The organism is Pontibacter sp. YIM B11418 (assembly GCF_059278805.1).
This window is the reverse complement of the sequence record NZ_JCAEMH010000008.1, coordinates 85,580-111,272: the sequence shown is the minus strand read 5'-3', so window position 1 is coordinate 111,272 and position 25,693 is coordinate 85,580. Positions and strand designations below refer to the sequence as shown.

Below are 25,693 nucleotides of genomic sequence, written 5' to 3'. Positions count from 1 at the left end.
TTTCAGGCCAATTACTTGTAAATCAGAAACACAGCTGGCTGCTTGTGAATATCCGGCAGCTTGCCTTTCCACTCGGCAATGGTTTTGGTCTGGATGAACTCGTACTCAGGCGAGGTGATGTTGGCCGCAATGCAGAGGCGGGTACTGCCGCTAAGGGTCTGCAGCAGGTCCTCGAGCAGTTTGTTATTGCGGTAGGGCGTCTCCATGAAAATCTGGGTCTGGTCCCGCTGTAGCATCTCTTTCTCCAGGTTGCGCAGTGCCTGCAGTCGTGGCCCCTTCTCGATGGGCAGATAACCATGAAAAGCAAAGCGCTGCCCGTTAAAACCACTGGCCATCAGGCTGAGCAGAATAGCAGACGGACCGGCAAAAGGCACTACCCGTATACCTTTCTGATGCGCATACCTGGCTAACTCAGCGCCAGGATCGGCTATACCTGGGCACCCCGCTTCCGAAATAATACCAGCGTCTATACCTTGCTCCAGCAGTGGCTTCAGAGAGGCTTGCACCTGAGCGGGCGTTGCATCCTTGTCTACCTGCACAAAGTTGAGTTGCTCGATCACCAGTTCCGGGCAAATACTTTTGACAAAGCGGCGGGCGGTGCGCAGGTTCTCCACAATGAAATAGCTTAGGCGACCAACCGTGTCCTTTACTTGTGGCGATATCACCTGATCGGCGGTGTCGTCTGCCAGTACAGTAGGTATAAGGTATAAGGTGCCGGTTTTTTTCATGAGGCTTTTACTTGTGGAATTGCTGATGGTTGGAATGTTGTAGAGTTATACCTGTTGTGGTGGCTATACCTTAAGCATAAGCCGCAGCTTGTAGCCACGGCTTATGCACTTGTGATTATTCCGGAAGAGTGATTCCCGTGTTCGTAGGACTTTACACAACCAAGAACACGCTGGAAAGACATACTCCATCCTGAAAATCTTTTTTACAATCCTAAGAATCCTGATCCGGACTTAGTTAGTATCCAGGAACCTCGTAACCAGATCGTATACCTGGTCCGGTGCCTCGGCATGTACCCAATGGCCGGCCTCAGGTATAGTTTCGACTTCTACCAGTGTAAACAAATGCTCAATAGTGCCATACACATCCTCTGGCATAATATACCTGGACCTGCCGCCTTTGATGAAGAGCGTGTTTTTCTTGAAAGGTATATCGGAAGTGATAGGAGCGGCTATCTTATCGTAGTTTTTCTCAATCGCGTCAAGGTTCATGCGCCAGCCGAAGGTGTTGTCCTCTTTGCGATACAGGTTTTTCATCAGGAAGAGTCTCACGTCCTCCTGCGAGATCGTATTGGCCAGTTGTTTATCCACCTCGCTGCGGCTGGTTACGCTGCTTATGTCCACCGACTGCAGGGCATCGATGATCTCGTCGTGATGCGGAGGGTAAGCTTTCGGAGCAATATCTACCACAATCAGTTTGGTGAGGCGGGTCGGGTATTTCAGCGCATAATTCATCGCTACTTTTCCGCCCATAGAATGCCCCATGATAGCCGGCGTCGGTATTTGCAGCTCGTCCACGAGGCGCAGCACATCTTCGGCCATCGCATCGTAGTCGTGCTGTTCACTGTGCGGGGAGCGGCCGTGGTTGCGAAGGTCTACCAGAAACACATTGTAGTGCTCCGACAGTCGCTTGGCCAGGGTTGCCCAATTATCCAATGTGCCGAACAGCCCGTGCAAGATCAGCAGCGGCTGCCCATGGCCCATTTCCTTGTAGTGTAGTTTCATGTTTTTCAGTGATCAGTCAGCAATAATCAGTTATCAATGTAGGCTTACGGAAGCAAGACGCAAACGGTCGCTATACCACCTGGATCAGCCTCTCTTCGCTGTTTCGCTCCCGCAGCACACCTAGCGGCTGGAGTTGCAGACCGTACTTCTCAAATACCTGCAGCACTTCTTCGCGGCCGCTTGGGTCTACGGCTACCAACAGACCGCCACTTGTTTGCGGGTCGCAGAGCAGGTGTTTCTGGTCTGGAGTGAGTTCAGCTATTTTGTGGCCGTAGCTGTCGAAGTTGCGGTGCGTGCCACCAGGTATAGCTTTTTGCGCTAAGTAATCCAACGCCTCAGGTATAACCGGCACTCTGTCGAAGTGTATTTCTGCCGTTAAGTTGCTGCCTTCGCACATCTCGGAGAGGTGACCCAACAGACCAAAGCCCGTCACGTCGGTCATGGCTTTTACTTGTGACAACTGCCCCAGGTCTGCACCTATTTTGTTCAGCTGCATCATCTGCTGTGGCGCCAAATGAGCATGTTCCGGTTTCAGGATGGCTTTCTTTTGAGCAGTAGTTAGAATGCCCACGCCGAGTGGTTTGGTCAGGTATAGCTCACAGCCGGCGGTGGCGGTGTCGTTGCATTTCAGGTTCGGGATGTCGAGCATGCCGGTCACGGCCAAGCCAAAAATAGGCTCGGGACTGTCGATGCTGTGGCCGCCTGCCAATGGTATACCTGCTTCGTGGCAGATGCTGCGGCTACCTTCGATCACACGCTTGGCGACTTCGGGAGCCAGTTTATCAATCGGCCAGCCCAGCACAGCAATGGCCATCGTAGGCGTGCCGCCCATGGCGTATACATCCGAAATGGCATTGGCGGAGGCGATGCGACCAAAGTCATAGGCATCATCAACGATCGGCATGAAGAAGTCGGTGGTGCTGATCACCGCACGGCCGTTGCCAATGTCATACACAGCGGCATCGTCGCGGGAGCTATTGCCTACCAGCAGCTTTTCGTTTTCCGGGTAGTGGATGTCGGTGTGCAGGATCGTATCAAGCACTTTCGGGGATATCTTGCAGCCGCAGCCAGCACCGTGGCTGTACTGGGTAAGCTTTATGTCTTGTGTGTTGGTATTTTCCATGGTATTAAATCAGCTTTTGCTGTTTTGCGAATTCAATCAAGCGCTGGGCGTTTTCTTCCGGGTTCAGAGTTTCCAAAGATAGTCGCAGCACACTTTGCTTTTTGGCCAGTTCGTAGGTATAAGCTTTGTCGTAATAGGTCAGGGCAATGTCAACCATCTTCTCCATGTCGCCAGCTGAAATGGCTTCAATCGCTTCTTTGGTGGCCAATCCGCCTAGTCGTTTCTTTATTCTCAGAATGGCAGATTCGAGCACAACCCGATCGGTACGGCAATATTCCTCAGCGAGCTTCTGTATACGGAGCGACTTCGGAATATCGAGCACAATGGTCGGGGATACCTGCATGTGTTGGTAAAGTGGCTTAGGCAACTGTACCTTTCCGATGCCGATGCTTTCGTCTTCCAGCCAAAGCGGTTTTTGATCATCCAGCTCAAGCATGGCCATACCTAGCAGGTTCTCGAAGTGCTCGGTGCTGGGCTGCGGTTCCATGCCGATGCCCCCGAAAGAAGAGCCTTTGTGACTGGCCAGCCCTTCGAGGTCGATGACTTGTTGACTGTGCTGCTGCAGGTATGGGAGCAGGTCGGTTTTGCCACTTCCGGTATTGCCACTGATAATGAGCAGCGGGCGCTCACGCTCAAACTGCTCGTGCATGTACTGCCGGTAAGCTTTGTAGCCGCCCTGCAACAGGTATACCTGAAATCCGGCAAAGCCGAGGAGCCAGGCCATGGCGCTGCTGCGCATACCGCCACGCCAGCAATGCACCAGCACCTCTTTAGTCGGAGCCAGTTTCTCCGCCTCCTGCACAAACCCTGACATTTTAGGGCCAAACAGGTCGAGCCCGATCAGCACAGCCGGGTCATGCCCCTGTTGTTTGTAAGCAGTGCCTACTTTAGCCCGCTCCTCATCCGAAAAAATAGGGAAGCTTAAGGCCTGCGGTATACGGCCAATCGCATACTCTTTGGGTGCGCGGGCATCCAGCACTGGCAGCTGCTTCGCTTTCGACAGAAATTCCTGTATCGTGATGGTATGGACCACTTTATTTGAGTTGACGCAGGTATAGCTGGATCGTGTTTTCCAGCCCAAGGTATAGCGCATCGCAGATCAGCGCGTGCCCGATGCTCACTTCCAGCAGGCCAGGCAGCGTGTCTTTCAGGTACTTCAGGTTGTCGAGGTCCAGGTCGTGGCCGGCGTTGAGGCCGATGCCGAGTTCCTGTGCCTTTTGGGCGGCCACCAGGTATGAGCGGATGGCTTCCTCCGGGTTCGTGGGATAGCCTTTGGCATAGGCCTCGGTGTAGAGCTCTACGCGGTCTGTGCCGATGAAAGAGGCTCCCTCGATCATGCGCACATCCGGGTCCACAAAAATAGAGGTGCGTATACCCAGTTCTTTCAGCTCGCCAATCACGTCCGTCAGAAAATCCTTGTGATGCAGCGTGTCCCAGCCCGCGTTGGAGGTGATGGCATCCGGCGCATCCGGCACCAGGGTGGCCTGGGCGGGGCGCACCTCTTTCACAATCTTCAGAAAATCGGGTGTTGGGTTGCCTTCGATGTTAAACTCCGTGGTCACGACTTCTTTCAGATCGTACACGTCGCGGTAGCGGATGTGGCGCTCGTCGGGGCGCGGGTGTACCGTTATACCTTCGGCGCCGAATCGCTCGCAGTCCTTGGCGGCCTGCACTACGTTGGGTCTGTCGCCGCCCCGGGCGTTCCGCAGTGTGGCTATTTTGTTTATATTTACACTAAGTTTGGTCATGGTATGTGTGTTGTAGCCCGTAGGCTGGTGATACTAATGCATACGGAAAGACTAAATTAGTGGAAATTTGATTAAGATGATAACCTATGGCCCCGGCTGTAGTAGTGTATAAAGTAGCGGCAGGGAGTTCATCACTTGCCTTAAATAACCAATCAATCCTAAAACTATGAGTTTAAAACAACGCATTGAAGCCGATATCAAGCAGGCGATGCTGGCCAAAGACAAAGCCCGGCTGCAGGCGCTACGCAGCATAAAATCGCTCATACTGCTGGCCGAAACCGAAAAAGGCGGCACTGACGGGATCAGCGAGGATACGGAGTTGAAACTGCTCACCAAAGCCGCCAAGCAGCGCCGGGAGTCGGCCGAGATATACGCCAAGCAGCAGCGCGCCGACCTCGAGCAGGTGGAGCTGGCTGAGCTGGCTGTGATAGAAGAGTACCTGCCCGGGCAGCTTGACGAAGGTGATCTGCGCGTTCGGCTGCTGGAGATCATTCAGCGTGTGGGCGCAACCGGCCCCTCAGACCTGGGCAAAGTGATGGGCGTTGCCTCGCGCGAACTGGCCGGACAGGCCGACGGGCGTGCCATTTCCAAAGCCGTAGGCGATTTGCTGAACAACACGGATTTCTAAAATCCGGATTTTTTGCAGCCCGCCTGCTGGTGTGAATGCTGCAATTGTCCTATATTTGAAGGCAGGGGCGACAGGTGTTCGTTTCTGCCTTTAATGTTTTTATCCTGTGAGTACCTTCGATATTTTCCTGGCCATCCCCATTCTGTTCGGCGCCTTCCTGGGTTTCCGCAAAGGTCTTTTGCTTGAGCTGATTTCGCTGTTTGCGCTGGTGCTGGGCATTCTGCTTGGCCTCAAACTGCTCGACTCGGGTCTGCCCATCATGAAAGAATACATTGGCGATGCCGGTGGTCTGCTGCCTTTCGTCACGTTCCTGGTCATTTTCGTGGCGATCATTCTGGGCGTGCGGGTGCTGGGCATTCTGCTCAAAAAAGTGATCGATTTCACGCCATTTGGGATGTTTGACAACATACTGGGCGCCCTGCTGGGAGCCTTGAAATGGACCCTAGCCCTGAGTCTGCTGCTCTACGTTTCGGAGATGGCAGGTATAGCCATCACACCTGAAACAGCGGCGAGCTCTATTGTATACCCGTTCGTCGTAAAAACAACACCCTATGCGCTCAGCGTGATGAGCTATGTGCTGCCGTTTGTGAAGTCACTGCTGCTTTCGCTTAAGGAGCATTTTTAGGTATAATATTGGCGGGGTTTCGCCTTGATTTTTTAGAATATTATTTGAGCTGATAACGGTGCTTTGAGATATAATTTTCATCAGGCAGGTATAGCGCAATATCTGTTCAATTTAAGTGAAAGCTATACCTATACCTTACTCCATACCTTGGTTTGAACTTGCCTCGGGCTTACAAATTTGCGCAGTAGAATTTTGCGGTACTGTAATTTCAAATCAAAAGATCTACTGCACTACAAATGAACTGCGAACAGAAGTTGATGCTTTAGTTCAGCTCTACCTCTTCAAATTTCCACATTACCCAAACCATGCTGCTCCTGCTCGACAACTTCGACTCCTTTACCTACAACCTGGTGGACTACTTTGGTCAGTTGGGGGTGGAGGTGCACGTGTTGCGCAACGATGTGCAGCTGGAAGAAATCATGGTGCTGCCCATTGAAGGGATCGTCTTGTCGCCCGGGCCGGGAGAGCCGCAGCGGGCAGGGGTCATGATGGACGTGATCCGGCATTACCACGATAAAGTGCCGATGCTGGGTATCTGCCTGGGGCATCAGGCGCTGGGTGAGTTTTTCGGTGCGCAGCTCGACAAAGGTATAAAACCCATGCACGGCAAAATCTCCCAGATCATTTGTGAGGATGATCCGCTTTTTTCCGGACTGCCCTCCAAAATGCCCGTCGTACGCTACCATTCGCTGGTTTTGAAAAAGTGGCCTGACAACATTGTGCCCCTTGCGTATACTGCCGAGGGAGAGCTCATGGCCTTCAGGCACAGTACACTGCCGCTGCATGCACTGCAGTTTCATCCGGAGGCCGCCCTCACGACTTATGGGCTCGACATGCTGCGAAACTGGCTTGATTTTGTTAATATTGCAGGTCGGTAAAAGCCGGATTTCTACATCACATTACTTTTAGGATTAACAGAAATGAATCTACAGGTCAAACACGAGGGCGAATTTCAGTACATAGACGAAGGCGAAGGAGATGTATTGCTGCTGCTGCACGGCTTGTTCGGAGCCCTGAGCAACTGGAACGGCGTAGTAGATTATTTCTCTAAGAGTTACCGTGTGGTGATTCCGCTGATGCCTATTTATGAAATGGCTCTTCACAAGGCTGGTGTGCCGGGGCTTGTTTCTTTTATCGAAGATTTTGTTAAATTTAAGAACCTGAGCAACCTGACGCTCCTCGGCAACTCACTGGGCGGGCATGTGGCGCTGGTCTATACCTTAAAGAACCCAGCCAAAGTAAACCGCCTCGTGCTCACAGGTAGCTCCGGCCTGTTCGAGGACTCTATGGGCGGTTCGTTTCCGAAGCGCGGTAACTACGAGTATGTGAAAGAGCGCGTGGGTTATACCTTCTACAGTCCCGAAACGGCCACCAAGGAACTGGTAGACGAGGTGTTCGATATTACTAACAGCAATGCCAAGTGCCTGCGCATTATTGCCATTGCCAAGTCGGCGCAGCGGCACAACCTGGGCAAGGATCTCGAGAACATTAAGGTGCCCACCCTGTTAATATGGGGACTGAACGACACAATCACGCCGCCGCTGGTAGCGCACGAGTTCAACCGACTTATTCAGAATTCCGAACTTTATTTCATAGACAAGTGCGGGCACGCGCCGATGATGGAACATCCGGAGAGATTTAACAGTATCTTAGATAAATTTTTGGCCAAAACAGAAGTAAGGGAAAAAGCCACATGATAGCAGAAGAACTCATCAACCAAATGATACCGCCGCTCAAGCTTTACGACACCGTGGAGAAGGCTTTGCGATGGATGGATGAGTTCCGCGTAAACGAGTTGCCCGTGTCCCGCAACCGCAAGTACATGGGCCTTGCCACCGAAGTTAACCTGATCGAGCTGCCAGACCGTGGGCAGACGCTGGAGCAGGTAAAACTGGAATATCAGGATGTGTTTGTGATGCACCACCAGCACTTTTATGATGTGATGGAGGCTGCCATTAAGAACAAGATACAGGTGGTGCCCGTGCTCGACGAGGAGCAGGACTACATGGGCATCATCACCATCAACGATACGCTGGCTGCCTTTGGTCAGATGTCGGCGCTGCAGGGCCAGGGCAGCATACTGGTGCTCACCATGCCCGAGCGCGATTACTCCCTGGGGCAGATCAGCCGCCTGATAGAGGAGGAGAATACCAAAATCCTGAGCGCTTATGTATCGCCTGACGAAGTAGACCCCTATAATATCAAGCTCACCCTTAAACTTAACACGTCCGATCTTACCCGCATCATTGCTACGCTGGAGCGATTCGAATACCGGGTGACGGCGCAGTTCCAGGACGGATCAAAATACGACGTTGGCCGTGACCGTTTGGACATGCTTTTCAAATACCTGGACATATAGCCCTGTCCGTGATCTTACGCGCTTTCCTGCTGCTTTGCTTTGGTTTGCTTGGCCATACCCTGGTGGCGCAGCGCTGCCATACCGAATCTGTTATAATCGACAGCATTAATTTTGAGGGTAACGAGGTCAGCAAAAGTCGCATGCTCCTCTTTGAACTCAACATCGCTCCCGGCGACACCCTGCTGACTGCTGAGTTAGAGGAAAAACTGGAGGAGAACAGAAGAAGACTCTTCAACCTGCGTCTTTTTCACGAGGTAGGCTATACCTATACCTGTCGCGAAGGGCTGGTAACTGTAACTTATACCATGCAGGAGCGCTGGTACCTATACCCTATACCTATCTTAGACATAGCCGATCGCAACTTCAACGCCTGGCTCGAACGCCGCGACTGGAGCCGTGTCGATTATGGCATTAACCTGATCAGACGTAATTTCAGAGGACGCAATGAAGAAGTGCGCATCAGGCTGCAGCAGGGCTTCAACAAACGGCTGGAGTTCACCTACCGTGTACCTTATATAAGCCGTACCCATAAATTAGGTATGGACTTCGGGATAGCGGACTACCGCAGCCGCGCCATCGACTACCGCACGCTCAATAACCGGCAGCGGTTTTTTGTGCAGGAGAGTGGCGTACCCATTCAGCGCACACTGCTCACGACCGGCCTTACACACCGGCAGAGCGTGCAGCGACAAGAGGGCCTGCGACTAACTTATGTGCAGGAACAAGTGGCTGATACGGTCCTGGTGTTGAATCCAGAATATTATAGCGAGAGTAATCAAGAGCGGCAGTACCTGCGACTGGAGTTATCCAAAGTGGTGAACCTACGCAATTCCTTCGTGAACCCGCTCACGGGGAGTTACTTTGAAGCGATCGCCGCGCAGACCTTTTTTATGAATGGAAACGGGACGCTCATCACCACTCTGCGTGCGAAGTATGTAAATTATCAACACTTATCGGGCAAATATTATTATTTTGTAGGTGGCGAAACACAGGCCCGGCTCTCGAAGCGTTATGCCTATGCTGACAACGTGGCGCTGGGCTTTCGTTCACTGGTGCGGGGCTATGAGTTGCAGGTAGTGGGTGGTCAGCACTTCGGATTGTTTAAGCAGGGGCTTACCCGGGAGCTCTTTAAACATGAGGGCATACACCTGAAGTTTATTAAAAGTCCCAAGTTCAACAAAGTGCCGCTCGCGCTCTATGCCAACGTGTTCACAGATGCGGGCTATGTTGTGGATGAGGTGTTTGAGAAAGACAACCCGCTGGCCAACCGGTTACTGGCAGGGGTGGGGGCAGGACTGCATCTGGTCACGTTTTATGACTTTGTGTTCCGGGCCGAATATACCATCAACCGGGAGAAAATGGGCGGCTTTTACCTAAGCGGTCGCTTTCCTTTTTAATTAAAAGAAGATTTATGAAGATAGCTATACTTGGAAAACCCTTCGACGAAGAATACGGACCTTTTATCCAGAATCTGTTCGACGAACTTCAGCGCCGGAATACAGAGTTGATGGTAGTGGAGCACTTCAGCCTTTTTCTGCAGAACCGCATTAAACTGCCGGAGGGCATCTCAACCTTTAACCGTGGCGACAGTCTGTCGGGAGTTGACTTTGTGCTGAGTTTGGGTGGGGATGGCACGTTGCTGGATACGGTTACCTATGTCGGGGCGCTTCAGATTCCGATACTGGGCATCAACACAGGGCGGCTTGGCTTTCTGGCCACCATCGCGCACGACAGTATCAACCTGGCGCTGGATGCTCTTTTCAAAGGCCACTATACCTTCGATGACCGGGCGCTGATTCGCGTGGACTCTGATCTGGAGATATTTGATGGGATCAACTTTGGGTTAAATGAGTTCAGTTTGCTCAAGGGCGATTCATCATCCATGATAGCCGTGCATGCGTATATAGACGGAGAATATCTGAACACATACTGGGCCGACGGATTGGTGGTGGCCACTCCAACCGGATCGACGGGCTATTCGCTCAGTTGTGGCGGTCCGCTGGTGCTGCCACAGACCAACAATTTCGTTATTTCACCCGTATGCCCTCACAACCTGAACGTAAGGCCCATGATTGTGTCAGATAAAACCGTGATCTCGTTTGAGGTGGAAGGGCGCAGCAGTACATACCTTGCCTCCCTCGATTCGAGATCCGTACCGGTAGACATGTCAGTTCAGATAGCCGTGCGGCGGGAGAACTTCGTAGCACGACTCGTTAAGCTGCATCATGTAAATTTCCTGACCACGCTAAGGGGCAAGTTAAACTGGGGTCTTGATAAAAGGACAAATATTTTTAGGTAAATTATATTCGATATTTGATATACATATTTTTATACCAGAAAATTATTTCTATTTTTGTCACGAAGGTTTAATTTGGATGAATTGTAAGCCTGCGGAAATACGCTTAAAAGAAATTGGTTCGCTATGAAGAAATTTACTACGCTGTTTTTATTACTTACTGTTGTGCTAACTACTGTAGCCATAGAGGCTGAAGCACAGCGCTTTACGAAGCGAAAGCAGTACGCCACGGTGGGTATCCAGCTGGGGGCTTCTAACTACTTCGGCGATCTGGTGCCTCAGCCTAACTTTACGAGTATGCGCGTAAAGTCCACGCGTCCGAGCATAGGCATCAATTACACCAAGCGCCACTTCCCGCGTATTTCCTCGCGCGTGTCTTTCAACTGGAACCGTATCGCGGGTGATGACGCCCTGGCCGCGGGTCCTGATGAAGGGGAGAACCTAGGCCGTTACAGACGTAACCTGTCTTTCCGCAACGACATCAAAGAACTTAGCGCTGTCGCCATCATAGACCTTTTCGAAAACCGTCACTACTACCGTCGTCGTCCTGACTTCGTGCCTTATGGTTTTGTTGGAGTGGCAGTATTGCACCACAACCCGAAAGCGTACTACGAAAACGGCTCGCACCCAGGCCTTTCGCCTGACAAGGATATTCCTTCTGGCTGGTATGCGTTGCAGCCGCTCGGTACAGAAGGTCAGTTCGTGGATCATCCAGGCACTGTTAGCGATCCTTACAGCCGCGTGCAGATTGCCATTCCGTTTGGCCTTGGCGTAAGATACAAGTTGGACCGTAACTGGGACTTTAGCTTCGAGGTAGGTTGGAGAGCCACTTTCACAGACTACCTGGATGACGTAAGTACAGCCCACGTAGACAAAGATGTTCTACTTAGCGATGGTAACCGCGTGGATAACCGCAATGCCTCTGTTATTTTCTCTGACAGAAGCGCCGAATCAGGGTTCACAAACGACCTGATCATGGAGCCTAACGGCTTCAGCCGCCTGCGCCCTTACGGTACGAGCAACAACCGTACGCGTGGCAACAGCTCTGATAACGACTGGTATATCCAAACCAGCTTAGGTGTTAACTATATCCTGAACCCACGTATAAGAAGACCTAAATTCAGATAATATAACGGAGTATAGTGCGTTGTTCTCCTAAACTCCGAAATAAGTTTACATGACTTTGAATACATTCAGACAGACGCTCCTTATTTGTGTACTACTGCAAATTGGGAGCGTCTTTTTATGCCATACTGCGAAGGCACAGCTGCAGCAGATTAAGCCTGTGACTACCAGCGAGATAGGCGCTGGCATAGGTGGGTTAAATTACGTTGGTGAAATTTCACCCAATTACCGTTTCCTGAATAATCAGCCTGCCATGACGATCTTCTATCGTCATAACATATCAGCTCCTATCACGCTCAAGGCTGCTTTCATGGGCAGCCATCGCATTTTTGACGACAAAGCATTTAAGGACGAGTCACAGAATCTGCCGCATCATGATTGGCGCGACACGGAGCTGAAGCTGAGTATGCTGGAATTTTCGTTAGGTATAGAATACAACTTTCTCGATTACTACGAAGATATCCGACAGCCACACCGAGTATCGCCTTATTTCTTTATCGGAGCGGCACTGCTCAATTTTAATCACCAGCTTACCCGACAAGGTGACGTGATGGAGCCATTCGACAACAAATTCACCGTTTCAATTCCTTTCGGGGTAGGGGTGAAGTATGCATTGAGTAAGCACTGGAACCTAGGCCTAGAGTTTGGTCCCCGCTTCATGTTCACTGATAACCTGGACTACCTTCAGGAGAGCGGGTCCGGACCGCTGGCTACCGATCTGGGAGCAGGAAACTCCAAGTCATATGCCAATCCATTCGATAAAGATATGTACTTCTACAACGGTATAAGCCTCTCTTATACCTTCTACCGACTCAATTGCCCCCCTGTTTACAAGCGCAAAGCCGGAATACTAGATTAACCCGCTAAAATTTCATTAAATTATCTTGCTTTTTGTAACTTGCAAGGAAATTGTGGTTTGATGAATTTTAGGGAACAAGTAGATTTAGACAATTTGCCAAGACACATTGCCGTTATCATGGACGGAAATGGGCGTTGGGCAAAGAAACGGGGCGGCCTGCGAATTTTTGGTCATCAGAGTGCTATCACAGCTGTTCGCGAAACAGTGGAGGCCACGGCAGAGATGGGCGTCGAATACCTTACCCTATACGCCTTCTCAACCGAAAACTGGTCAAGACCGGCAACTGAAGTTTCCGCACTGATGCAACTGCTGGTATCCACGATCAGAAAAGAGACTGAGACGCTGAATAAGAATAATATCCGCCTGCAAACAATCGGGAATACAGAAAGCCTGCCGAAAGCATGTCAGAAAGAATTGTTTGAGGCGATGGAGATAACAAAGGGTAACACTCGCATGACGCTGGTACTGGCTCTTAGCTATAGCGGCCGCTGGGATATTGTGCAAGCCATGCAACGTATTGCTGTTGAAGTGGGTCATGGTACTATAGCGGCAGCTGATATAAGTGAGGCCACTATCGCGCAGCACCTTTCTACAGCAGGTATACCGGATCCCGAACTGCTGATCCGTACGAGCGGAGAGCAGCGTATCAGCAATTTCCTGCTTTGGCAGCTGGCTTACACGGAATTATACATTACGGAGCTACTCTGGCCTGACTTCCGCAAAGAGCACCTCTACGAAGCCATATGTGCCTTCCAGAGAAGAGAACGCCGCTTTGGCAAGACAAGTGAACAACTAACAAAGTGAACATATTAATGACAAGATGCATCTGGGTGCTTGTGTTGCTGCTAATGACAGGCACAGCTTCTGCCCAAGTTCTGAATAATCAAGCACAGAGCAAGCCCGTAGACTACGCCCAGCCTCAACAGTACCGCATCGGCGGGATTGAGTTTACAGGTATAAAATTTCTTGACCCCGCTTCTCTTATGGCCGTTTCCGGTCTGAAAGTGGGTGATGAGATCACCGTGCCGGGCGAGGACATCAGTCGCGCCATTCAAAAACTGTGGGATCAGGGTATACTCGGGGACGTGGATGTGTACGTAACTCGTATCGAGGGTAACCAGATCTTCCTGAACTTCGACTTGAAAGAGCGTCCGCGTCTGTCCCGCTTCGAGTTCACTGGTATAAATAAGTCGCAGCAGGATGCACTTCGCGAAAAGATTAACCTGATCAGAGGGAAGGTGGTAACAGATGCCGTGCTTAACCAGACGCGCGCAGCCATTCGCAAATACTTCGCAGAGAAAAGCTACCTCAATGCAAAGATCAACATCGTGCAGCGCCCTGACTCACTGCTTCCAAACAGTGTGGTGCTAAACATTGACATTGACAGAGGCGACAAAGTAAAAATAGCCGAGATCAACTTTGAAGGCAATGAAGCCTTTGCGGACAAAAAACTGCGTCGCCAGCTCAAAAAGACAAAAGAGAAGCGCCTCCACAAAATATTTACCTCTTCAAAATTCCAACGCTCCGAATACGAGAACGATAAGCAACTATTGCTCGACTTTTACAATTCAGAAGGCTACCGGGATGCGATCATTGTGTCTGACAGTGTGTATAACGTGAGTCCAGACCGTTTAGGGATTCGTATCGTGATAGATGAAGGCGACCGATACTATTACCGCAACATTACCTGGAATGGCAACTACCTGTACGACGATGACTATCTGACGCGTGTTCTGGGCATTAACAAAGGCGATATTTATAACAAGCAGGAGCTGGACAAGCGCCTGAACTATAACCCGACAGGTATAGACGTGTCGGCTCTTTATCAGAATGACGGTTACCTGTTCTTTAACATCGACCCGGTAGAAGTAACGGTAGAGGGAGACTCGATAGATATCGAGATGCGTGTATCGGAAGGTCCGCAGGCGACGATTAGCAAGGTGACTGTGACAGGCAACACCAAAACGAGCGACCACGTGGTGCTCCGCGAGATCCGTACCTTGCCTGGCCAGAAGTACAGCCGCGACGACCTGATTCGCTCCCGAAATGAATTAGCGAACTTAGGATACTTTGACCCGGAAACGATTGGCCTGAACCCAATGCCAAACCCGGAAGAAGGAACTGTGGACATTAACTATACCGTATCAGAGCGCCCGAATGACCAGATCAGCCTTTCAGGAGGTTGGGGTGGCCCGATCGGGGCGGTAGGTACAGTAGGCCTTACCCTGAACAACTTCTCTACCCGGAAACTGTTTAAGCTATCGGAGTGGCGACCATTGCCTAGTGGAGATGGCCAGCGCCTTTCACTTAACGTGCAGGCAAACGGACGCTACTACCAGTCTTACTCCTTCTCATTCACTGAGCCGTGGCTAGGCGGTCGTAAGCGTAACTCACTTACGGCGAGTGTGTTCAAAACCGTCCGTCGTGACCCGAGAGCCGATGTGGACAGCCGACTGAATGTAGACGGAGCAGCCTTGAGTTTGGGCCGTACCCTAAACTGGCCAGACAACTTCTTCCAGCTGAGTCACTCCCTGAGCTACAACCGCTATACCTTGAAGAACTTCAACCTGTTCGGTGGTGGATTTAACAATGGCGTTTCGAACAGTATATCATTGAACAACACACTGGCGCGTGTAAGTATTGACAACCCAACTTTCCCAAGAAGAGGTTCTAATATCTCGCTTAGTGTGAACCTGACGCCGCCATACTCGCTGTTCTCGGAGCAGCGCAACAACTACGAGTATGTAGAATTCAACAAATGGATGTTTGATGCGTCGTTCTTCATGAACTTGGCAGGGAATTTGGTATTGAACACACGAGCCCACTTTGGCTTCCTCAATAACTATAGTTCAAAGACAAGCATTGGTCCTTTTGAACGTTTTAGACTAGGAGGTAACGGTTTGGGCGGTGCTAATATCTTTGTAGGAACCGACTACGTAGGTCTGCGTGGCTACGATGAGGAGTCGGTAATTAACAACCCGGATCAGGATCTCATCAATACAGGTGGCATTGCTTATAACAAGTTTGTATTGGAGGCAAGACAGTTGATCTCCCCTAACCCGGGTGCTACAATCTACGGTCTGGCATTTCTGGAGGCAGGTAACAGCTTCGGTACTTATGACCGATACGATCCGTTTAAACTGTACCGCTCAGGTGGTGTGGGTGTGCGTATCTTCATGGCGGCCTTCGGTTTGCTTGGTTTCGACTACGGTTGGAGATTCGACGATGTACCTGGACGACCTGACATGAAACGTGGCCAGTTCCACTTCATGATCGGGCAGCAGATACGATAAGGAATTAGTATGAAAAAGTTTTTGTTCATCTTTTTAGCCGGATTTTTCCTGACGACTGTTTCACAGGCGCAGAAATTTGGCTATATTGATTCTAACTTTATCCTGAGCAAGATGCCGGCATATGCCAAAGCACAGGTAGAGCTGGACAAGCAAAGTGCTGCCTGGCAGAAGGAGATAGAAGGGATGCACCAGGCGGTGGACAAGATGAAGGAAGACTACAAGGCCGAAGAAGTTCTCCTGACGGAAGAGATGAAGAAGAAGCGACTGGCTGAAATTACCCGCAAGGAGAACGAAGTGCGGGAATACCAGCGCAAAGTCTTCGGTTTTGAGGGGATGATGTTCAAACGTCGCCAGGACCTAATCAGGCCAATTCAGGACGAAGTATTTACAGCAGTAGAGAAAGTTGCCAAGGCGAAAGGCCTGCAGACGGTATTTGATAAGTCAGGAGACCTCATCATGATCTATACAAACCCGGTACACGATTACACAGAGTATGTGCTGGAAGAGTTGGGCCTTGCTACCGATAAACAGAACGTGCCTGGTAAACAACCAAAAGATGCGTTAGTGGATGATCCGGATAGCCTGCCTGAAACAGGTATACAAAACGAAGAGAACCAAACGCAGCAGGACAAGAAAAAAACGCCTCCAACAAAGAAGAAGTCAAACAACTAAACAACAAGAATAACAAATTAACCATCCAATCATGAACAAAATCAAATTTTTAGTAGTAGCGTTTTTCTTTATCAGCTTTGCCTCTTTTGCACAGACGAACGAGCAGGCGACTAAGATAGGATATGCTAACGTAGAAGAGATTCTGAGCAAGATGCCAGAAAGAGCCTCTATGCAGAAAGAATTGGAAGTATATGGTCAAAAGCTGCAGGAGCAGTTTGCATCAAAAGAAACAGAGTACAACACGAAGCTGCAGGCTTACCAGAAGGGCGCTTCCACCATGGACAAAGTGGTACGCGAAGACAAAGAGCGTGAATTGATGAACCTCGAGCAGGCTATCCAGAAGTTCCAGTACGATGCTCAGATGTCTATCCGTGAAAAAGAGCAGTCATTAATTCAGCCAGTGCTTGTAAAGATCGAGAACGCCATTAAAGATGTAGCGAAAGAGAACGGTTACCTTTATATCCTGAGCGAGCAGGCTATTCTGGAAGGTCCTGAAAACGGCAGCATCAATAACCTGGTGTTCAAGAAACTGGGTGTAGACCCTAGCAAGCAGCCAGCAGCAGCACAACAGGCGCAGCCTCAGCAGCAGCAACCAGCCGCTGCCAAGCCAGCAACTACTACCCCAGCCAAGAAGAAGAAAAAATAATTAATACTCCTTCGTGAGTTCAGGAAAGCCGATGTTCTATACCTCGGCTTTCTTTTTGTTTATACCTAAATCCAGTACCGTGATTGACTTTGAAGAAGAAGAGCAGGACAGTATAGAAGATTCGGACGAACTATACGAGCACCACCGCATTGTGGTGGACAAGGGGCAGGCGCTGCTCCGAATCGATAAGTTCCTGATGGATCGGTTGCCCAACGTGACCCGCAACAAACTGCAGGGCGCTATACGCTCTGAATCAGTACAGGTGAACCAAAAACCGGTAAAGGTAAGCTATAGGGTAAAGCCCCTTGATGTGATCACTATCACACTGGCAACACCCCCACGCGATACTGAAATCATTCCGGAGAATTTACCGATCAACATCATTTATGAAGATGATGAGTTGCTGATCGTTAACAAAGAGCCAGGTATGGTGGTACACCCAGGGTTTAATAACTGGTCAGGAACGCTGGTAAATGCACTTACTTATCACTTGCAACAGCTCCCAACCACCCGCAACGGGGAGGGGCGTCCCGGCCTTGTGCACCGCATTGATAAAGATACCTCTGGCTTGCTGGTAATAGCGAAGACGGAGTATAGCATGGCTTTTCTGGCTAAGCAGTTTTTCAAACACACGATCGAGCGAACTTATTACGCCTTGGTATGGGGCGTGCCGAAACAGGATGCAGGCACAATTGTAGGCCATGTGGGACGTAGTGCAAAAGACAGGAGAGTGATGACCGTATACCCTGACGGAACGTTTGGAAAGCATGCCGTTACCCATTACAAAGTGCTGCAGAGATTTAAGTATGTCTCGCTGGTGCAGTGTAATCTGGAGACCGGAAGAACGCACCAGATCAGAGCACATATGAAGTACTTGGGGCATCCGCTCTTCTCGGATGCAACCTACGGAGGAGACAAGATACTACAAGGGATGCCAACCGGCTCTTATAAGACATTCGTAGAGAATGCCTTTAAACTGATGCCGCGTCAGGCGCTGCATGCTAAATCTCTCGGCTTCGTTCACCCGACTACGAAAGAGTTTATTCAGTTCAACTCTGAACTGCCTCAGGACTTCCAGGCGGTATTAGAAAAGTGGTTGCTTTATGAAAATCAGTAAGGTATACTTACGTATAATCTGACGTATATAAACAAAAAGCCCGCTCCATCAGGAGCGGGCTTTTCTATGATCAAACGATCTAATTAATATTAGCGCTTCTTTTTAGGAGCATTCGTCTTGTTGATCTCAGCCAAGGCAGTTTCTGCCTGTGTGTTGGTTGGGTCTAGCGTTTTCACATCTGTCCAGTACTTGATAGCGTTGTCACGCTCGCCTTTCAGGTAGTAATAGTAGCCCAGATAAGTATTAGCCTCGATCAGCTCTTTTTTATACTTCTCAGTCTCACCGTTGGTCAATTTGATAAACTCTTCGTAGTGAGGCTTAGCCAGACCTTTTTCTGTTTCAGGGTCCAGGTTGGCCTGCGCACGGGCTCTCCACAGGTGTGCGTAAGCATAAGTAGGGTTGGCATCGGTGATCTTCTTGTAAGTCTCGTCAGCCTTATCAAACTGCTCTGCCATCATGTAGGCGTTACCTAAGTGGAAGTAGTCGGTATTGGAAGCGCCAAGCTTCTCCTGCTTTCTGTTGTAAACCTCTACCGCTTTGTCAAACTGCTTTTCACGGGCGTACATGTTCGCCAAGTCATAATAAAGCTCCGGTTTAGTTGGCTCCAGTGCAATCGCTTTTTCCAGGTTCTCAACAGCTTTTGCAGGCTGGTTGTTTCTTGCCAAGATTCTGCCGTAATACTCGTAGTCGCTAGCAATCAGGCTGTTCTGGTCTACCTTGCTCAGGTAATTCTCCATCGCCTTAAGAGCTTCTTCAGGCTTGCCAAGCTCCAGGTATGAGTAGGCTAACAGACGGTTCATCGTCTTGTTTTCAGGGTCAGACTTTAGAACTTCCTGTACTTCGCGCAGTGTTCCTTCATAGTCCTTTGTCAGGAACAGGAAAGACGCATATTTGGCACGTGTCGCAGGGGTGTTCTCTGACATGTCTACAAACTTCTTGAACGTAGAAAGTGCCAGGTCATATTGGCCCGCAAAGTAATAAAGTTCGCCCAGGTCGCTATAAGCAGGTGCAAAATTCGGATCTAGCTCGATCGCTTTCTTGTAAGCTTCTTCTGCTTCGTTGTAGTTTCGTGAGCTGGTATAAAGCTGGCCTCTTTTTAGGTGAGCCTTTGGTGATTTGTCGTTGATGCGGATAGCATTGTCGTAGCTAGTCATAGCCTGACCACCGTTACCCAATTTCAGGTAAGCATCACCCATCAACAGGTAAGCCTCAGCATTGTTCTTATCACGCTCTACAGCCTGCTTCAGGTATTCGATCGCCTTGTTGTAATCCTGCTCTGTTGCTTCTGGAGCTGTCAGGTAGGCCTCTCCAATGCTTGCCAGTACGAAGGCGTCCTTCTTACCACGCTTCATCGCATCGGCGAAGTGCTTTTCAGCGCCTGCACGATTTCCCTTAGCCATCTCTACCTTACCCAGTCCTACCATGTTGATGGCAGATTTTGAGTTCTTCGCCAGACCCTGATTGAAGTAGTAAGCGGCTGAGTCCGGATTTTCAGAACGCAGGTATACATCACCCAGTCCAAAATAAGCGTTGTCAGCATTTTTGTTGTTCAACTGAGATTTATAAATAGACTTAGCCTCCTGATAGCGCCCCAATTCTGCCGCTCTGCGGCCTTGATCGCCAGACTGCGCGAATACCGCTGCTGTAGGGAACATGGCAGCTACCAGTAAAGCATATTTCCAGTTATTTGTCATTGTTAGTTTAATTTAGGTTGTGTTATTATTGTTTGTTTTAATCTTTAATCTTGTCTGAATTTACTCGGCCTGTTGTTAAAACCTACTATACGGACAGGCATAGTGGCAGGCACCAGGCCAGACTTCAATATGATACGTTGCCCACGGTCACTTGCCACGTATGCTGCAAAACCTGTGCCAAGACCTGCACGGCCCTCAGTACTAATGATATACCAAAATCTTCTGAGTGGGTAATCGCCTTGTGCGATGTACGCCTGATACGGCTGAAAGTAGCTGTCCGTTGTTATCGGATTATCTTCCGTGCTGATACCCACCACTTTTATTTGTTTCAGGAAATTAACCGAAGTCGTGTCATCCCGATCGCTCACCCAGTTGACCCCAATTATCCCTATCGCATTCTCATTTTTGGCCACATAATCTATAAGGGCCGGGTGGGAGTTGCTAGCGGTGGCTATTGGAGGTAAGGGCTTGCCGGCTATCAGTGTGTCGCGCATATACCTGGCTGTGCTGGAGTTATTGTTGTCAAACACCAAGGCAATATCCCGTAAGCCGCTCTCGGGGTTTAATTGCTTCCAGTTGGTGATCTTACCTGAAAAGATGTCCCGCAGTTGGTTCATGGTCAGGAGCGTGTCCTGATTTTTGTTGTTCACAATTAATGCAACGGCATCAATGGCGATTCTGGTATACCTGGGGGTAATCTTTCTCTGGTCAAAGACTGCTTTTTCCTGGTCAGTCAGTTGTCGGGACACAATCGCAATGCGAGTGCTGTCATCGAGCAGGTCCTTGAATACCTGGCCTTCTGCCTTGTACTCTGCATTTATGCTGGCGTATCTGTATATGCCTTCGAAGGCTTGGATCTGGCTTTCTATAATAGGTTGAAGTGTTTCATCTACCCGAATGCCAATTGTACCTGTTGTAGAGGTGTCACGTTCTGTCTTAGGATCGCTGGTACAGGCTGCCAGTGCCACCACCGCGAGCCCCAGGAACACCTTGGCTGCTTTAATCATCTTGTCTGTCTCTCCTTGATTTGGAATTAACCTGATATGCTCTGACGAACCGTACGAGTCCATAAAGGATAAGCACCCCACCAAAAATCGTTTGTGATGTCTTCGACATACTCAGATTATATTCCTCCCCATCCATAAAGATCATAAATAGCCCGGCTGCTACATAAATCAATGTCATCAGCATACCGAAATAGCGTGCGAATTTATTGAAATACGTAACGGACGATCGCTCATCTCCTCTCCTTGGTCGTAACATGTTCTGGTTTGCCTATATATGTAGGCCTAAATTTAAGGTTTATACTTTAAAAATTAAAGCAGAAGCCATGCTATGTGTAGTTTAGCTTCTGCTTTATACTTTATATTGTTACTTATCGTTGCAAGTTAAATCGTATTGGTAAGGTATAGCGTACTGCAACAGGTTTTCCATTTTGCCTGCCCGGCGACCAGTCAGGTAAACTTTGTATAACGCGCAGTGCTTCTTCGTCTGTTCCGTAGCCCAGACCCTTTAGTACGGTTGCGTCAGTTACTTTACCATTCCTGTTTACCACAAAACTCACAATAACCATTCCCTCTATCTGCTCTGTGATAGCCTGTCTAGGATAGCGTATTTTTTTGCTGATGTGGCGCATTAAGGCAGCTTCTCCTCCCTCAAATGATGGCATTTCTTCTGCAAAATCGACAATGTTATTGTTTTCATTGTTCCCTGTGCCGGTGGTGCCACTGCTACCCTCGCCCTCCAGATCTTTCAGATTCAGATTGCTCAGCAATTCTCCGTCTATATTCTGGGTTCCGATGATAGCGCCTGTCATTTTCTCCTCAGTAGGAGGAGCCTCGTCTGGTCCGGGATGGGTGTCAGGCACTACTCTGGTCGTAGTATTTTTCACCGTTTTGATCTGTTCTTGGGTAACAGGTATAGCTGCCTGTTGCTTCGGTTCAGGATCTGCTGCAGGTGGTGGTGGTAATACCCAGTCCTCTATCACTATGCTGCCGTCGTCCTTTGCAGGGAAATCTTCAATAGCAATAATTTTTTCCTGTACGGGCATTAGCAAGGGCCAGCCTAGACCTGCTGCGAATATGCTTGTTGCAATTAAAGCCGCAGCCATTACGTGCTTGCTGTAGTCTTTCCTTAGCTCATAAGCTCCGTAAGCTTTGTTTCTTGCAGCAAAAACTACGTTGTTGAAGGTCATGTCGAATAAATAGCTCTCTTTCATGGCGCATAGGTTTTAGAAGTGAGGCAGTTTTACCTGCATTTTCTTATTAGATGCACCACGCGCCCTTTTTCCATAAGCATATTTAATATTTTTAATATAGGGCAATTCGTGCTGAGTGTCTGATTGCCTCCGCTAGGTATAGCATAATGCAGCAGGTATAAATAAAAAAGGCCCTCAAGTGAGGGCCTTTTTTATTGTTATTGTATAAGATTTACTTAATAGCAAATCGTACTGGCAAGGTATAGCGAACAGGTACTGATCTACCGTTCTGCTTTCCTGGAGACCACTTCGGCATTGTTTTCACAACGCGTACAGCTTCTTCGTCAGTACCAGAGCCAAGGCTCTTCACAACCTCAATTTCTGAGATCTCGCCTGTGCGGCTTACTACAAACGAAAGTACTACCAGGCCTTCTACTCCGGCACGCTGGGCAGCTGCTGGGTAGCGGATGTTTTTGCCTAAATACTTCATCATTTCGCCTTCACCACCTGGGAATTCAGGCATCTGCTCAACGTAAGTATATGGCTTTTCTTCTACTACTTCTGCAACTACGTCGCTTGTACCGTCGATGTCACCCAGATCGAGTGGAGCACCTTTAACACCTTCAACCGTTTTGGTTCCGATGTCTACGTCCTCCAATTCTGTTTGATCCGGCACTTTCTCTTCTTCCTGTACCTCGTTGTCACGCTTCACTACCGGAGGCGTGAACTTCACCTGCGCACGTACTGGTGGCGGTGGCGGTGGAAGGTCTGGTGGCGGCGGCGGCGGCGGTGGCGGTGTTGCTTCATCCAGTGGTGGTGGCGGAGCCAGGTCTACTTCTGTTACAATACGATCTACCACTTGTGCTTCTTCCGAGTCACCCTTGATCATTTTTGAAATCAAAGGGATACTAAGGAAAAGGAAGAACAATGCAATTGCTACAGTTGCGGCAATTGTGATATGCTTATTGTAAATTTTGCGAAGTAGGTAGGCACCATATGCTCTGTTTCGTCCTTCAAAGACGATGTCATCGAGCGATGCATTTTCTAACTTACTTACTTCCATATCTTAATTCCCAATTTGTTCTTGTACCAATTTCTTGTCTGATTCGGCTATCTCTACCATCGCAAACCTCTTGGTGTCCGTTATTTTCAACTCGTCCAAGATATCCACCACGTTCTTATAGCGAGAACTTTCCATTGGCTTTACCATCACTGTCATCATATCGTTCGATTTTACTTTAGATGATAACAGTACCTGGCGGATACCATTTGAGGCATAGCTCGATTCCACAATCTCCGGATTGTCCTCTGCCAAACCAAAGTAGTAGTATAGATCGTCGTCAGGGCCAAGTATAATCGTCATGGCATTACTGGCTTTCAATGCTATCTGCTCCTCCGGGTTGTCAACCTTCTTCGGCATGTTGATTTCCATCGTCTGCGGCTTATTGAAGGTTGTGGTAAGCATGAAGAACGTAATCAGAAGGGCGGCAAGGTCTACCAGCGGTGTCATGTCAATTTTGGTCGACTGGCGTTTGGCGCGCTTTTTCCCGCCTTTGCCGCCAGAGTCGGCCTTTTGTTGCATTTCTGCCATTATCTTATCTCCTTTCTAATTATTAGTTCGTAGGCTTCATCTCCATGTCCGTAATGAGGTTGAACCTGTCTACTTTCTTCTCCTGTAGAATGTCCATTACTCTCTTCACTGTCGGGTAGCTTACGTCCTGGTCACCCTTGATGGCAATTACCACCTTAGGGTTAGTAAGACGTGTCTGCAGTACCCAGTCGCCAAGCTCATTACGTGCCGAATCAACCGGAATCCCCGGCTGGTTTACTTCCTTACGATCGTTTGACTCCATTGCCAGGTAACCTTTCAGTTGGTTAATTGGCACGCCGAAGTTGCTTAGAAGAGAAAATGTTTTTCGCTCCTCTTCGGTAAAACCAATATTGTAGTTCTTAGCAATTCTGTCAAGCAATGCTTCCTTTGTCTGCTGCCCGTCTACCCCAAAGAATACCCGATCATTTTTATCAACCGTAATGGTGATTACGTTAGTGTCCGGGATCTTGATTTCTGAAGCAGATGAAGGAGTGTCTACTATAACAGCCTCATCTGGACGGGCTGTTGCAGTCAGCATAAAGAAAGTAACCAGCAAGAAGAATAAGTCCACCATTGGCGTCATGTCCAACGAGGGGGCCGTTCTTTTTACTTTTACTTTAGGCATCTTATCTGGTTAAATACGGTTAAACTTAACTTATACAGTGTGTGGTCTTGCAGCTGGTGTTTCGTGCTGAGACGTGAAAGTAGACACCATGCTGAAGCCTGCCTCGTCGATGCCATAAGTAAGCTCGTCGATTTTGCTTGTAAAGTAGTTGTAAGCGATGATCGCGATAGTAGAACCTGTAATACCAAGGGCTGTGTTGATAAGGGCCTCAGAGATACCGTTTGCAAGCGCTACTGAGTCAGGAGCACCTGAAGTCGCAAGAGCCGAGAACGCCTTGATCATACCAAGTACTGTACCGATCAAACCAACCAGTGTAGAGATAGAAGCGATAGTAGAAATAACTACCAGGTTTTTCTCCAGCATTGGAAGCTCCAGTGAAGTAGATTCTTCGATTTCTTTCTGGATAGCAGCTACTTTCTCTGCTTTAAGCAGTTCCGGCTCGTTCTGCATTTCCTTATACTTCATCAAGCCAGATTTCACTACGTTAGCAACAGATCCTTTCTGAACGTCGCAGGCAGCTATAGCGCCATTGATGTCGTTTTGCTTCAATTTAGCAGAGATCGTGCGCACGAATTGAGCAACGCCTCCTTTACCTTTTGCTTTGCTGATTGTCAGAGCACGCTCAATAGCGAAAATGAATACCAACAGGTTAAGGGCAAGCAAAATCGGTACTACCCAACCACCTTTGTAAACAATACCAAGATAGTTACCTGGAAGTGGGTGGTTCTCGTTGCTTCCGCCTTCAAAGTTGGCAGGATTGCCAAAAACGAACATATAAATAAGCACAGAGGCTATCAATGCCAACGGAATAACAATGCTCGCAAATACGCCGCCAATTGGGCTCGGCTTTTTTTCTACATTAGCATCTTTGCTCACTACTGCAGTCTTTTTTTCCATTTTGTTTAAAAGTTTAAAGTTTAGCTGTTTGTGTTGTAATTAAAAATGATTGTGTAATATGAAAATGTAATTGTTTCGGATTTAGTTCTTCTTTGGTTTTGCAATTTCTGCTTTTTCCGCAATTTTCAAACGATATAGCGCTTTTAATTTTGAAAAATCTCACTGAAATGCCCTAAAGTCAGCCCAAATTAAATTTCCCATTGCCTCTTCTAATGGCAAATATTGCGGGTTTACAAATATATTTTATTTTAAATTCTTATCCAAAGTTTAAACTTTGGATATCTCATCAACTCTGGTTTAACCTTTCCACATACTCTGCTAGTCAGACACTTGTGTCTTCCATTCCATTTCTTCCGGTGATTCAAACATTAGTGAACCCCTGCTGTAATGCTGTATGAATGCAGACAGTGTAGAGCTTCCTGTAATAGTAATAAATCAGACCGGAGAATGTTATGATAAGAAGAAAGT

General features: G+C 48.8%; 26 protein-coding genes. 14 read left to right on the top strand and 12 right to left on the bottom strand.

What is annotated here, in order from left to right; genetic code table 11:
- Positions 1-11 precede the first annotated feature (11 nt).
- The 5 genes from AC4QZR_RS18505 to AC4QZR_RS18485 form a co-directional block, all read right to left on the bottom strand.
- Positions 12-728 carry an SAM-dependent methyltransferase gene (locus tag AC4QZR_RS18505; RefSeq protein ID WP_494482244.1) on the bottom strand — a complete coding sequence of 239 codons (717 nt, stop codon included), beginning with the start codon at positions 726-728 and terminating at the stop codon, positions 12-14.
- A 231-nt stretch (positions 729-959) separates the two neighbouring features.
- The gene (locus AC4QZR_RS18500; RefSeq protein ID WP_253406455.1) at positions 960-1,730 is read right to left on the bottom strand and encodes an alpha/beta fold hydrolase; all 771 of its coding nucleotides are present in this window, start codon (positions 1,728-1,730) and stop codon (positions 960-962) included.
- 70 nt (positions 1,731-1,800) lie between these two features.
- Positions 1,801-2,853, bottom strand: a complete 1,053-nt coding sequence (selD, locus tag AC4QZR_RS18495; protein WP_494482243.1) for a selenide, water dikinase SelD — start codon at positions 2,851-2,853, stop codon at positions 1,801-1,803.
- Positions 2,854-2,857: 4 nt separating this feature from the next.
- A complete protein-coding gene (gene mnmH / locus AC4QZR_RS18490; protein ID WP_494482242.1) occupies positions 2,858-3,946 on the bottom strand; it encodes a tRNA 2-selenouridine(34) synthase MnmH in 1,089 nt (362 codons plus the stop codon).
- The gene (locus AC4QZR_RS18485; protein WP_494482241.1) at positions 3,888-4,601 is read right to left on the bottom strand and encodes a pyridoxine 5'-phosphate synthase; all 714 of its coding nucleotides are present in this window, start codon (positions 4,599-4,601) and stop codon (positions 3,888-3,890) included. Before AC4QZR_RS18485 ends, mnmH begins: the two co-directional genes overlap by 59 nt.
- 166 nt (positions 4,602-4,767) lie before the next feature.
- On the opposite strand from AC4QZR_RS18485, the gene AC4QZR_RS18480 reads away from it, so the two are divergent.
- The 14 genes from AC4QZR_RS18480 (at position 4,768) to AC4QZR_RS18415 (ending at position 18,221) form a co-directional block, all read left to right on the top strand.
- On the top strand, positions 4,768-5,229 hold the full coding sequence (locus AC4QZR_RS18480; protein ID WP_494482240.1) for a GatB/YqeY domain-containing protein: 462 nt from the start codon (positions 4,768-4,770) through the stop codon (positions 5,227-5,229).
- 106 nt (positions 5,230-5,335) lie between these two features.
- On the top strand, positions 5,336-5,854 hold the full coding sequence (locus AC4QZR_RS18475; RefSeq protein ID WP_494482239.1) for a CvpA family protein: 519 nt from the start codon (positions 5,336-5,338) through the stop codon (positions 5,852-5,854).
- A gap of 305 nt (positions 5,855-6,159) precedes the next feature.
- Positions 6,160-6,732, top strand: coding sequence for an anthranilate synthase component II (locus AC4QZR_RS18470; protein WP_494482238.1), 573 nt, complete (start codon positions 6,160-6,162; stop codon positions 6,730-6,732).
- Positions 6,733-6,774: 42 nt separating this feature from the next.
- Complete coding sequence (locus AC4QZR_RS18465) at positions 6,775-7,551, top strand: alpha/beta fold hydrolase (RefSeq protein WP_494482237.1); 777 nt, start codon at positions 6,775-6,777, stop codon at positions 7,549-7,551.
- Positions 7,548-8,213: a CBS domain-containing protein gene (locus tag AC4QZR_RS18460; protein WP_253406447.1), complete on the top strand. Its 666-nt coding sequence runs from the start codon at positions 7,548-7,550 to the stop codon at positions 8,211-8,213. The genes AC4QZR_RS18465 and AC4QZR_RS18460 overlap by 4 nt, the downstream gene beginning before the upstream one ends.
- Positions 8,214-8,221: 8 nt before the next feature.
- On the top strand, positions 8,222-9,610 hold the full coding sequence (locus AC4QZR_RS18455) for a BamA/TamA family outer membrane protein (RefSeq protein ID WP_494482236.1): 1,389 nt from the start codon (positions 8,222-8,224) through the stop codon (positions 9,608-9,610).
- A 14-nt stretch (positions 9,611-9,624) separates the two neighbouring features.
- Positions 9,625-10,512: an NAD kinase gene (locus AC4QZR_RS18450; RefSeq protein WP_253406445.1), complete on the top strand. Its 888-nt coding sequence runs from the start codon at positions 9,625-9,627 to the stop codon at positions 10,510-10,512.
- Between the two features lie 123 nt (positions 10,513-10,635).
- Entirely contained in the window at positions 10,636-11,637 is a 1,002-nt protein-coding gene (locus AC4QZR_RS18445; RefSeq protein WP_494482235.1) for a DUF6089 family protein, read from the top strand.
- A 157-nt stretch (positions 11,638-11,794) separates the two neighbouring features.
- Positions 11,795-12,493, top strand: coding sequence for a type IX secretion system protein PorG (gene porG / locus AC4QZR_RS18440; RefSeq protein ID WP_494482234.1), 699 nt, complete (start codon positions 11,795-11,797; stop codon positions 12,491-12,493).
- Positions 12,494-12,553: 60 nt separating this feature from the next.
- Positions 12,554-13,297, top strand: coding sequence for an undecaprenyl pyrophosphate synthase (uppS, locus tag AC4QZR_RS18435; RefSeq protein ID WP_494482292.1), 744 nt, complete (start codon positions 12,554-12,556; stop codon positions 13,295-13,297).
- Between the two features lie 8 nt (positions 13,298-13,305).
- Positions 13,306-15,786 (top strand): outer membrane protein assembly factor BamA, encoded by a 2,481-nt coding sequence (bamA, locus tag AC4QZR_RS18430; protein WP_494482233.1) that lies wholly within the window; start codon positions 13,306-13,308, stop codon positions 15,784-15,786.
- A gap of 9 nt (positions 15,787-15,795) precedes the next feature.
- Positions 15,796-16,458: an OmpH/Skp family outer membrane protein gene (locus AC4QZR_RS18425; RefSeq protein WP_253406441.1), complete on the top strand. Its 663-nt coding sequence runs from the start codon at positions 15,796-15,798 to the stop codon at positions 16,456-16,458.
- A gap of 31 nt (positions 16,459-16,489) precedes the next feature.
- Positions 16,490-17,104: an OmpH/Skp family outer membrane protein gene (locus AC4QZR_RS18420; protein ID WP_494482232.1), complete on the top strand. Its 615-nt coding sequence runs from the start codon at positions 16,490-16,492 to the stop codon at positions 17,102-17,104.
- 31 nt (positions 17,105-17,135) lie between these two features.
- Positions 17,136-18,221, top strand: a complete 1,086-nt coding sequence (locus tag AC4QZR_RS18415; protein ID WP_494482291.1) for an RluA family pseudouridine synthase — start codon at positions 17,136-17,138, stop codon at positions 18,219-18,221.
- A gap of 89 nt (positions 18,222-18,310) precedes the next feature.
- Here the strand turns inward: AC4QZR_RS18415 and AC4QZR_RS18410 are convergent, their stop codons facing one another.
- The 7 genes from AC4QZR_RS18410 to AC4QZR_RS18380 form a co-directional block, all read right to left on the bottom strand.
- Positions 18,311-19,915: a tetratricopeptide repeat protein gene (locus AC4QZR_RS18410; protein WP_494482231.1), complete on the bottom strand. Its 1,605-nt coding sequence runs from the start codon at positions 19,913-19,915 to the stop codon at positions 18,311-18,313.
- A 44-nt stretch (positions 19,916-19,959) separates the two neighbouring features.
- Complete coding sequence (locus tag AC4QZR_RS18405; RefSeq protein ID WP_494482230.1) at positions 19,960-20,922, bottom strand: PstS family phosphate ABC transporter substrate-binding protein; 963 nt, start codon at positions 20,920-20,922, stop codon at positions 19,960-19,962.
- 368 nt (positions 20,923-21,290) lie between these two features.
- A complete protein-coding gene (locus AC4QZR_RS18400) occupies positions 21,291-22,133 on the bottom strand; it encodes an energy transducer TonB (protein ID WP_494482229.1) in 843 nt (280 codons plus the stop codon).
- A 211-nt stretch (positions 22,134-22,344) separates the two neighbouring features.
- Entirely contained in the window at positions 22,345-23,175 is an 831-nt protein-coding gene (locus tag AC4QZR_RS18395) for an energy transducer TonB (protein ID WP_253406436.1), read from the bottom strand.
- Positions 23,176-23,178: 3 nt separating this feature from the next.
- The gene (locus AC4QZR_RS18390) at positions 23,179-23,703 is read right to left on the bottom strand and encodes an ExbD/TolR family protein (RefSeq protein ID WP_253406435.1); all 525 of its coding nucleotides are present in this window, start codon (positions 23,701-23,703) and stop codon (positions 23,179-23,181) included.
- Positions 23,704-23,725: 22 nt separating this feature from the next.
- Positions 23,726-24,328, bottom strand: coding sequence for an ExbD/TolR family protein (locus AC4QZR_RS18385; protein ID WP_253406434.1), 603 nt, complete (start codon positions 24,326-24,328; stop codon positions 23,726-23,728).
- 30 nt (positions 24,329-24,358) lie between these two features.
- On the bottom strand, positions 24,359-25,225 hold the full coding sequence (locus AC4QZR_RS18380; RefSeq protein WP_253406433.1) for a MotA/TolQ/ExbB proton channel family protein: 867 nt from the start codon (positions 25,223-25,225) through the stop codon (positions 24,359-24,361).
- Between the last annotated feature and the right edge of the window lie 468 nt (positions 25,226-25,693).

What these genes read in the sequence shown, in the direction of transcription:
- AC4QZR_RS18505 (WP_494482244.1), bottom strand. Translation starts at nt 728, where the DNA reads ATGAAAAAAACCGGCACCTTATACCTTATACCTACTGTACTGGCAGAC.
- AC4QZR_RS18500 (WP_253406455.1), bottom strand. Translation starts at nt 1,730, where the DNA reads ATGAAACTACACTACAAGGAAATGGGCCATGGGCAGCCGCTGCTGATC.
- selD (WP_494482243.1), bottom strand. Translation starts at nt 2,853, where the DNA reads ATGGAAAATACCAACACACAAGACATAAAGCTTACCCAGTACAGCCAC.
- mnmH (WP_494482242.1), bottom strand. Translation starts at nt 3,946, where the DNA reads ATGCGCTATACCTTGGGCTGGAAAACACGATCCAGCTATACCTGCGTC.
- AC4QZR_RS18485 (WP_494482241.1), bottom strand. Translation starts at nt 4,601, where the DNA reads ATGACCAAACTTAGTGTAAATATAAACAAAATAGCCACACTGCGGAAC.
- AC4QZR_RS18480 (WP_494482240.1), top strand. Translation starts at nt 4,768, where the DNA reads ATGAGTTTAAAACAACGCATTGAAGCCGATATCAAGCAGGCGATGCTG.
- AC4QZR_RS18470 (WP_494482238.1), top strand. Translation starts at nt 6,160, where the DNA reads ATGCTGCTCCTGCTCGACAACTTCGACTCCTTTACCTACAACCTGGTG.
- AC4QZR_RS18465 (WP_494482237.1), top strand. Translation starts at nt 6,775, where the DNA reads ATGAATCTACAGGTCAAACACGAGGGCGAATTTCAGTACATAGACGAA.
- AC4QZR_RS18460 (WP_253406447.1), top strand. Translation starts at nt 7,548, where the DNA reads ATGATAGCAGAAGAACTCATCAACCAAATGATACCGCCGCTCAAGCTT.
- AC4QZR_RS18450 (WP_253406445.1), top strand. Translation starts at nt 9,625, where the DNA reads ATGAAGATAGCTATACTTGGAAAACCCTTCGACGAAGAATACGGACCT.
- AC4QZR_RS18445 (WP_494482235.1), top strand. Translation starts at nt 10,636, where the DNA reads ATGAAGAAATTTACTACGCTGTTTTTATTACTTACTGTTGTGCTAACT.
- uppS (WP_494482292.1), top strand. Translation starts at nt 12,554, where the DNA reads ATGAATTTTAGGGAACAAGTAGATTTAGACAATTTGCCAAGACACATT.
- bamA (WP_494482233.1), top strand. Translation starts at nt 13,306, where the DNA reads ATGACAAGATGCATCTGGGTGCTTGTGTTGCTGCTAATGACAGGCACA.
- AC4QZR_RS18425 (WP_253406441.1), top strand. Translation starts at nt 15,796, where the DNA reads ATGAAAAAGTTTTTGTTCATCTTTTTAGCCGGATTTTTCCTGACGACT.
- AC4QZR_RS18420 (WP_494482232.1), top strand. Translation starts at nt 16,490, where the DNA reads ATGAACAAAATCAAATTTTTAGTAGTAGCGTTTTTCTTTATCAGCTTT.
- AC4QZR_RS18415 (WP_494482291.1), top strand. Translation starts at nt 17,136, where the DNA reads ATGTTCTATACCTCGGCTTTCTTTTTGTTTATACCTAAATCCAGTACC.
- AC4QZR_RS18410 (WP_494482231.1), bottom strand. Translation starts at nt 19,915, where the DNA reads ATGACAAATAACTGGAAATATGCTTTACTGGTAGCTGCCATGTTCCCT.
- AC4QZR_RS18405 (WP_494482230.1), bottom strand. Translation starts at nt 20,922, where the DNA reads ATGATTAAAGCAGCCAAGGTGTTCCTGGGGCTCGCGGTGGTGGCACTG.
- AC4QZR_RS18400 (WP_494482229.1), bottom strand. Translation starts at nt 22,133, where the DNA reads ATGAAAGAGAGCTATTTATTCGACATGACCTTCAACAACGTAGTTTTT.
- AC4QZR_RS18395 (WP_253406436.1), bottom strand. Translation starts at nt 23,175, where the DNA reads ATGGAAGTAAGTAAGTTAGAAAATGCATCGCTCGATGACATCGTCTTT.
- AC4QZR_RS18390 (WP_253406435.1), bottom strand. Translation starts at nt 23,703, where the DNA reads ATGGCAGAAATGCAACAAAAGGCCGACTCTGGCGGCAAAGGCGGGAAA.
- AC4QZR_RS18385 (WP_253406434.1), bottom strand. Translation starts at nt 24,328, where the DNA reads ATGCCTAAAGTAAAAGTAAAAAGAACGGCCCCCTCGTTGGACATGACG.
- AC4QZR_RS18380 (WP_253406433.1), bottom strand. Translation starts at nt 25,225, where the DNA reads ATGGAAAAAAAGACTGCAGTAGTGAGCAAAGATGCTAATGTAGAAAAA.